We start from the raw sequence: 8,085 nt of genomic DNA on the forward strand, positions 1-8,085 counted from the left end.
CGTCAGGAGTTCGTGAGGATGACGAGTTGCTGGGTCGCTCGGGTCATCGCGACATAGCGGTCGACCGCTCCTTCGATGCCCTCGCCGAACGCCTCCGGGTCGATGAGGACGACCAGGTCGAACTCGAGCCCCTTCGACAGCTCCGGAGTCAGCGACCGGACGCGGGACGTCTCCTGGAATGTGGGATCGCCGATGACGCAGGCGATCCCGTCGGCATGCGCGGCGAGCCAGGTGTCGAGGATCGAGCTCAGATCCACAGCGGACCCGCGGACGACGGGGACGCCGTTGCTGCGGATGGAGGTCGGCACGTTGGCGTCCGGGAGCACGGCCCGGATGACCGGCTCGGCTTCCGCCATGACCTCTTCCGGGGTCCGGTAGTTGATGCTCAAGGAGGCCAGGTCGATCTGGTCGAGCCCGACCCGCTTGAGCCGTTCCTGCCACGACTCGGTGAACCCGTGCCTGGCCTGGGCACGGTCCCCGACGATGGTGAAGCTCCGGGACGGGCAGCGGAGTAGCAGCATCTGCCACTCCGCATCGGTGAGTTCCTGAGCCTCGTCCACGACGATGTGCGCGAACGGGCCGGCGAGCCGGTCCGGGTCGGTGCCGGGTAGTGCGGTCTCGTCGACCAGGGAGTTCTGTAGGTCCTGTCCGCGCAGCATCGTCACCAGGCCTTCCCCGTCGTCATCGGCCTCTATCAGGTTGTCGACGACCCGCGCCATGCGCTCGCGTTGGGCGGCGACGGCGGCGTCATGCCGACGCTTATGTCGTGCCGCCTCCGGGTCGCCGAGCCGCTGCCGTGCCGCGTCCAGGAGCGGCAGGTCGGACACCGTCCAGGCCTGGGCGTCCTCGCGCTGCAGCTTCTGAACGTCGTCGGCGCTGAGCCAGGGAGCGCACATCCGTAGATAGGCGGGTACGGACCACAGGTCTCCGACGAGGTCAGCCGCTTCGATCAGCGGCCACGCGCGGTTGAAGGTCGTGAGCAGCTCCCTGTTCCGCAGCAGCGACCTGCGGAGCAGATCAGCCGGGACGTCCTCGTCATGCTTGTCCACCAGGATCGTGAGCAGCCCCTGCCAGATCTGGTCGCGCGCCTCGTTGTGCGGGGTGCCGGGTTCCGCTGCTTCGAACGCCTCGGCCCAGTCCTCCGCGCTCAGCCAGATGTCGGACCAGTTCGTCGTGACCGTCATCCCCTTGGTGGGCGGGTTCTCGTAGAACCTGACGGCCGGCTCGATCGCCTGCACCAGGTTCGCGGACGACTTCAGGCGAGCCACGTCCGGGTCGGTTTCGATCGCCGCCGCGGCTCCCTCGGCGACGAGGTCCCGCAGCGTGCAGGTCTGCACGCCCTCCTCTCCGAGGCTGGGCAGGACGTCGGCGACGTAGGCCAGGTAGGGCTGGTGCGGACCGACGAACAGCACGCCGCCCCGGCGGTGACCGAGGCGAGGGTCGGAGTAGAGGAGGTACGCGGAGCGGTGCAGCGCGACGACCGTCTTCCCCGTACCCGGACCGCCGTCGACGACGAGAGCGCCGCGGGATCCGGCGCGGATGATGGCGTCCTGGTCGGCCTGGATGGTGCCGAGCACGTCCCGCATGCGTGACGACCGGTTGCCGCCCAGGCTGGCGATGAAGGCGGACTGGTCGTCGAGCGCGGCGTGCCCGTCAAACCCGTCCGAGGTGAACACCTCGTCCCAGTAGTCGCTGATCCGGCCCCGGGTCCAGCGATACCTGCGGCGGCTTGCCAGACCCATCGGGTTCGCGTGGGTCGCTCCGAAGAACGGCTCAGCCGCGGGGGAGCGCCAGTCGAGCAGCAGCCGACGACCCGCGCTGTCCGTAAGGCCGAGTCGTCCGATGTACACAGGCTCGGGATTGTCCGCGCTGACGATGTGTCCGAGACACAGGTCCAACCCGAAGCGACGCAGTGCGCGCAGGCGGGCGGTCAGCCGGTGGATCTCCACGTCCCGGTCCATCGCCGCCCGGCCCTTGCCGCCGGGCGCCTTGCGCTCGGCATCGAGGCGGTCGGACAGGTCGGCGATCGACTGCTCGAGGCTCTCCGCGATGGCCGCGAAGTGCCGCTCATCGTCGGCGATCAGCGTCGGGTCGGCCTTGGGGGCGAGGTGGTCAGGAAGGTCAAACGCGCTGGTAGTCAGCGGGTTCACGTATTAGCTCCGATCTGAGGTCGCTTGCGACCGTTACATGCCGATCCCGTGTGGTTCACGCGGACACGGGCGGCGAGTTCCCGCAACCGCACCGCGAATCCGCCCTCGGTTCGACGTCCTCGCGCGATCCGTACGTCGACAACAACACCCGCATTCCGCGTCCCCGTTTCCGCTGGTTCTGGCCTCGGCCGACGATTCTGCGGCACGACCCGGGTCTTGCCGCAAGCCCCCCGGTGCGCTATAGGTTGAAAGTGGTAAGGAGTGGATGCTCCCCTTACCCCTCATCGTCCGCTGTGGACGGACAACCTCCTCGCCAAGCGGCGGCGGCGCGCCGCCGCCGATAGCGCTGCCATTCTCATGGGAGTCGTCGCCGCACCGCCGCCAAGGCGAATCCCACCCCGCCGGCCGCGATGGCGGCCGTTACCGCGACGGCCGAGCTCCACCCGCTCATCTCCACGCACCACCCGTAGAGAGGCGGCCCGAGCAGCGTGCCCAGGCTACCCAGCTGTGTCACCGCCCCGAACCCCCAGGCGACACGACCGCTCGCGACGCCGGGCAACGCCGCGAACACCGCTGAGACGGCCAGGCCGTTGAGCGCCAGCACGCCCGCCGCGCACAGCGCCACCACCGCCACCGGCGTCGCTAGGAAGACCCCGGCGCTCAATGGCGCCATGAGCAGCGCCGCGGCGATCAGCCGTCCCGGCCGCGCCCCGGCCCGTAGCGCGGCACTGGCCGCCAGACTGCCCAGCACGCTGGCCGCCGGCACCAGCCCTGCCAACAGGCTCGCTTGGGAGCCGGTCAGCCTCATCTCGCCCATGAGATAGGCCGGGAGAACAGTGACAACGCTGACGCCGACCAGGGCGATCATCGCGAACCCGGCCGCCAGCGCGGCCACCGCCCACCCCGCACCCGGTTCGCCGAGCCGATCGTGGCCCTCAATCCGGCTGGGTCGGGAGTCTGGAGGCAGCGTGCCGGCGAGCACCGCCACTCCCAAGGTGAGCAGGCCCACGCCCGCGACCTCGGCGCGCCATCCGGCGGCTCCCGCGAGCGACCCCGCGGCATTCGCCAGCGCCAGCCCGGCCGGGATGCACAATCCCCACAACGCCAGGGCGGTCTGCCGCGCCCGGCCCTCCAGCAGCCGGACCAGCAAGCTCGGCCCTATGATCACCACCAAGGCGTACCCGGCGGCCTGGATCACCCGCACGGCGAACAACATCTCGCTGCTGCCGAGGAACGCGGCCCACACCCCTGCCGCGCCCAGCGCCACCAGAGCGGCCACGAAAACCCCGCGCAGTCGCCGGCGATCCACCCACATCCCCAGCGGAAGGCAGGCGAGCCCGGCCACCAGTGTGATGAGTGACGACAGCCATCCCGCGCTGGTGAGCGACAGGGCGAACTCCTCGCCCACCACCGTGAGAAACGGGATGAATTCCCCCAAGGCCATACTGGCCGCGACACCCGCCGCCAGCACGGCGACAGCAGGACGAGATCTCATCGGGCACGCACCTCCCACAGATCGGGGAGACGCGACCGGAGCACCGGCCCGATCCTCAAGCCCCGGATGGGCGACGCCTCAACGAGGATCCTTGCGCGGCAGGCGGCAAAACCGCCGATGTCATCGTACGCCCCACGTTTTCGATGCGATCACGGTCACGGCCTCGCGGGGTGCGTCGCGCCAGTGCGGCAGGGCCTGCCATGGCATCCTGCGATCTCCACTGGGGCCGCCACGCCTTCAGCCGCCTGGAGCAGGCCATGCGCCGCGTCTGCGCCGAGCAGCAAGCCAACGCGATCCGAAGCTTCCGGAGGGGCGCTCCGGGATGACCACAGGGTTGCGCATCAACGCCCTCCTGCCGCCGATGACGTCATCGGCGGCGGCCGACGGTGAGGATGGCCGACCAGTGGCGGGTGAGCCGTCCGTCCGGGCGGGCGGCGAGGCGGCGGCGTATCTCGCGGTAGAGGTGTTGGTTCTTGGCCGGCTCCATGGCGATGTGGCCGGAGAACGTGTCGAGCAGCGCGATGTATTCGTCTGCCGTGTAGCGCAGGGCCCAGACGTAGCGCCGCGTCCCGACGACCGCGAAGTGCCCGGAGGCGTCGAACTCGGCGGCGATGGGGTTGGGCTCGTCCTCGGGCAGTGGAGGTGGCCACGGGCCGTCATGGCCTTCGCCGATTTCCTCATAGACCTGCTGGATCTCAGTGAAGAACGGGTCGACGTCTGCCGGGAATGCGTGGTCGGCGTTCCACACGGCCAAGTGGCCGCCCTGGGGGAGCAGGGTGGCTGCCTTCGCGTACTTGACGTCCGGATCCACCCACTTCCAGGCTGTGGCCGCGTAGACCAGATCGAAGCGGACTCCTGTGGGCGGCTCCCAGTCTTCGAACGATGAGGTGATCACCGAGACGCCGGCGAATTCGGCGAGGTGGTGCCGTGCCTCCGTCGCCAGGGACTCGCCGAGCTCGATCGCGGTGGTCCGAAAGCCCATCCGGGCCAAGGGCAGCGTGGCTTTTCCCGGGCCGCATCCGACTTCGAGCAGGTGCGCGGATGATTCGATACCCGAGATCGCGAGCAGGTCGGAATACAGCTCGGCAGGGTAGTCAGGGCGCGCCTGCTGATATAGAGAAGCGGCGGTGTCAAAGGTGGATCGGAGACGTTCGCGCGACATACGCCAATCCTGGCAGCAGTTAGGCGGTCCCTCCCTCGTGGAGGGAAGGGCCCCGCAGGATACGCCAGATCAGCCACCCAAGAGGGAATGTGATGATCACGAGGGCCACGCCGGTCAACAGGATCGGATCTTGCACGGTCAGCAAGATCACCACCGAGACGACGCCAAGGATTACCACCAGGCCGGGGTACGCACCGGCGAGAACTGCCGCGACCAGGCCATTTCTGTAACGCCTCATCCGGTCACGCTCCTTGGACGTCCTGCGAGGGACGCTGAGTGTACTCGCGGGTCCGGCTGAGCGGGTCCGGCTGAGCGGGTCCGGATCGTGCCGTGCCAGGGTATATTCACAGGCGCCGATATCGATGGATGTCAATATGGAGTGCCGGTGGAGCTGCTTGGGACGCTGGAATGTTGTTCGCCACTGGCCGGCGAACCGCTCGACACCGGGCAGGCGGTTCGGCTGGCTCGGGTGTTCAAGGCGCTGGGTGATCCGGTACGGCTGCGCATCGTGTCGATCGTGGCCAGTCACGCGGGCGGCGAGGCGTGCGTGTGCGACCTGACGGCGAGCTTCGATGTGTCCCAGCCGACCATCAGTCACCATCTCAAAGTGCTCAAGCAGGTCGGGCTGTTGACCAGCGAGCGGCGCGCCTCGTGGGTCTACTACCGCATCGTGCCCGAGATGATGGCTGAACTGTCTGCCCTGTTGGACGTCTCCGGAGCGCTGGGCGGGTCCCGTGAGGCCGGCATTTCGGGTCAGGGTGGTGGCCGATGAGCCTGCCGCGGCGGCTGCTGGCCGAGTTCGTGGGCACGGCGCTGCTGGTGACTGTGGTGGTGGGCTCGGGGATCATGGCCCAGACGCTGTCTCCGGGTGACGTGGGCCTGCAACTGCTGGAAAACTCCACCGCGACCGTGTTCGGGCTCGGCGTGCTGATCGTGGTGCTCGGCCCGGTGTCGGGAGCCCACTTCAACCCCGTGGTGTCGGCGGCAGACTGGTGGTATCTGCGGCAGGGCGGGGCCGGGTCGCGCATCGGTGACCTGGCCGCGTACGCCGTCGCGCAGATTCTCGGCGGCATCGGCGGGGCCATCCTGGCCAACTTGATGTTCGACAAGCCCGCGATCTCCTGGTCCACGCATGAGCGAGCCGCGCCGCATCTGTGGCTGGGCGAAGTCGTCGCCACCGCGGGGCTGGTGCTGGTCATCTTCTGCCTGGTACGGGCGGGACGGGCAGCCGTCGCGCCGGTCGCGGTGGCGAGCTATATCGGCGCGGCCTACTGGTTCACCTCCTCCACCAGCTTCGCCAACCCCGCCGTCACGATCGGCCGGGCGTTCTCCGACACCTTCGCCGGGATCGCACCGGAGTCGCTGCCTGGCTTCATCACAGCGCAAATGGTCGGCGGCGTCGTTGGTCTCCTGTTGGTGCGCGGCCTGTTCGGCCGGGTCGAAACCATCGTGCAAGAGCCTGTCGTGCCGCGTGCGGCAGGTCCCGGCTCTTGACGCCCATCGATTAGCTCAATGATTATTGAGTCAATGGACATTGAGGAGAATCGGTCGCTGGTGGCCCGGGCGCGTGTGCACGCGGCGCTCGGCGAGCCCGCCCGTTTGGCGATCGTCGACCACCTTGCTCTGGGCGACGCGTCGCCCGGAGAGATCGGTCAGAGGCTGGGGCTGCCCACCAACCTGCTCGCCCACCACCTGAAGATCCTCGATCAGGCCGGGCTGATCCGGCGGCGCCAGTCGGAGGGCGACCGGCGACGCAGCTACCTGCACCTGGCGCCCGGCGCGCTGGCCGGGCTGCTGCCGGCTCCGCTGCGGCATGCGCCCCGGGTGGTGTTCGTCTGCACCCACAACTCAGCGCGTTCCCAGCTCGCCGCGGCGTTGTGGGCGCGTACGGGCAGCGTGCCCGCCGTCTCGGCCGGCACCAGTCCGGCGGCGCGCGTGCATCACCACGCGGTGGCCATCGCCCAGCGGCACGGGCTGTCGCTCGCCTCCACCCGCCCCCGTCACCTCGAGGACGTGCTACGCCCGGACGACCTGGTCGTGGCGGTCTGCGACAACGCCCACGAAAACCTGGGCGATCGGCTCGGTGGCGTCGACCGGCTGCACTGGTCGATCCCCGACCCGGTGCCGGCAGGCACCGGCACCGCCTTCGAGCACGCCTACACCGATATCGCCGGTCGGATCGACCGGCTGGCCCCGGCCGTCCACCCCCGGAAGAAGTGAGTGATCATGGCCCAGACCTATCATCGCGATGACCTGTCCGTGGACCAGCGGCTCGCGCTGGCCACCGCCGCCCGCCGCCTGCGCGATGAGTTCACCGGCGTTGTCGGCACCGAGACCATTGAACGCTTCCTGCACGCCAGCTACGACCAGTTCGCCGTGCACAGCACCATCGCCAACTTCCTGCCGCTGCTGGCCGAGCGGTTCGCCCGCCAGCGCCTGCACGCCCTGGCCCGCATCGAGGGTCACCATGACGGCCGGCCGGTCGTGCTGTTCCTGTGCGTGCACAATGCCGGTCGTTCCCAGATGGCCATGGGGTTCTTCCAGCACTTGGCCGGAGACGGCGCGCTGGCCTGGTCGGGTGGGTCCGAGTTCGCCACCGAGATCAATCCGGCCGCGGTCGCGTCCATGGCGGAGCGGGGCATCGACATCTCGAAGGAGTTCCCCAAGCCGTGGACTGAGGAGATCGTCCGGGCTGCTGATGTGGTGGTCACCATGGGCTGTGGCGACGCCTGTCCGGTCTTCCCCGGTAAGCGCTACCTGGACTGGGCGCTGGACGATCCTGCGGGCCAAAGTGTCGAGGACGTACGCCCGATCCGCGACGAGATCGAAAGCCGCGTCCGCGCCCTTCTCGACGAACTGAGCGTTCCCGCCAGGGGGTGACCGCCTCTACCGAGGTGCGGGCCAGTGCTCCCGCCTTCAGGCGGGTGGTGTAGGCCCGCGCGGGAAGGCCCCAAGGGCCTGAGTGTGCCCTGACTCGCGCTTTGGAACCGGTCGTGACCGCGTCTGGTCTTGTCTCATTTCTGAGGCTGTTCCTGGGACTGGAGGTAGGTGCGGACGGTGGCCAGGCTGGCGTCGCCGGTCGAGCCCGCGTAGTAGGAGCGGGACCAGAAGTGGCCGCTCCACAGGTATTTGCGGACGTGGGTGTTGTATTCCTGGCGGATCTGGGCCGGGTGCAGTACGCGCCTCTGTATGTGTAGGTGGAGGCGACTCCGAAGCCGACCAAGGCCGTCGGTGGGGAGGCCACGTTGAAGGTCTGCGGCGTAGGCGTGGCGAGGCTG

General features: G+C 69.0%; 9 protein-coding genes. 4 read left to right on the top strand and 5 right to left on the bottom strand.

Going from position 1 to position 8,085, the window contains the following annotated elements; translation table 11 throughout:
• Positions 1–2: 2 nt before the first annotated feature.
• From helR to ACTWQA_RS53675, 4 genes are all read right to left on the bottom strand, one after another.
• Positions 3–2,150, bottom strand: coding sequence for an RNA polymerase recycling motor ATPase HelR (helR, locus tag ACTWQA_RS53660; protein ID WP_443166546.1), 2,148 nt, complete (start codon positions 2,148–2,150; stop codon positions 3–5).
• 355 nt (positions 2,151–2,505) lie between these two features.
• Positions 2,506–3,645: an MFS transporter gene (locus tag ACTWQA_RS53665; protein WP_443166547.1), complete on the bottom strand. Its 1,140-nt coding sequence runs from the start codon at positions 3,643–3,645 to the stop codon at positions 2,506–2,508.
• Positions 3,646–4,012: 367 nt separating this feature from the next.
• Positions 4,013–4,807, bottom strand: coding sequence for a class I SAM-dependent methyltransferase (locus ACTWQA_RS53670; protein ID WP_443166548.1), 795 nt, complete (start codon positions 4,805–4,807; stop codon positions 4,013–4,015).
• Positions 4,808–4,826: 19 nt separating this feature from the next.
• Positions 4,827–5,045: a hypothetical protein gene (locus tag ACTWQA_RS53675; protein ID WP_443166549.1), complete on the bottom strand. Its 219-nt coding sequence runs from the start codon at positions 5,043–5,045 to the stop codon at positions 4,827–4,829.
• Between the two features lie 147 nt (positions 5,046–5,192).
• Here ACTWQA_RS53675 and ACTWQA_RS53680 point away from each other — a divergent pair, with 147 nt between their 5' ends.
• Genes ACTWQA_RS53680 through ACTWQA_RS53695 form a run of 4 tightly spaced genes read left to right on the top strand, consistent with a single transcriptional unit; the run spans position 5,193 to position 7,687 of the window.
• Positions 5,193–5,579, top strand: coding sequence for an ArsR/SmtB family transcription factor (locus ACTWQA_RS53680; protein ID WP_443166550.1), 387 nt, complete (start codon positions 5,193–5,195; stop codon positions 5,577–5,579).
• Positions 5,576–6,301: an aquaporin gene (locus tag ACTWQA_RS53685; RefSeq protein ID WP_443166551.1), complete on the top strand. Its 726-nt coding sequence runs from the start codon at positions 5,576–5,578 to the stop codon at positions 6,299–6,301. Before ACTWQA_RS53680 ends, ACTWQA_RS53685 begins: the two co-directional genes overlap by 4 nt.
• 33 nt (positions 6,302–6,334) lie before the next feature.
• On the top strand, positions 6,335–7,027 hold the full coding sequence (locus tag ACTWQA_RS53690; protein ID WP_443166552.1) for an arsenate reductase/protein-tyrosine-phosphatase family protein: 693 nt from the start codon (positions 6,335–6,337) through the stop codon (positions 7,025–7,027).
• A 6-nt stretch (positions 7,028–7,033) separates the two neighbouring features.
• Positions 7,034–7,687: an arsenate reductase ArsC gene (locus ACTWQA_RS53695; RefSeq protein ID WP_443166553.1), complete on the top strand. Its 654-nt coding sequence runs from the start codon at positions 7,034–7,036 to the stop codon at positions 7,685–7,687.
• A gap of 134 nt (positions 7,688–7,821) precedes the next feature.
• Here ACTWQA_RS53695 and ACTWQA_RS53700 read toward each other — a convergent pair.
• Positions 7,822–8,085: transposase (locus ACTWQA_RS53700; RefSeq protein WP_443166554.1), on the bottom strand; the 264-nt coding region annotated here is incomplete at its 5' end.

Source organism: Nonomuraea sp. 10N515B (genome assembly GCF_052245915.1).
Lineage (GTDB): Bacteria > Actinomycetota > Actinomycetes > Streptosporangiales > Streptosporangiaceae > Nonomuraea.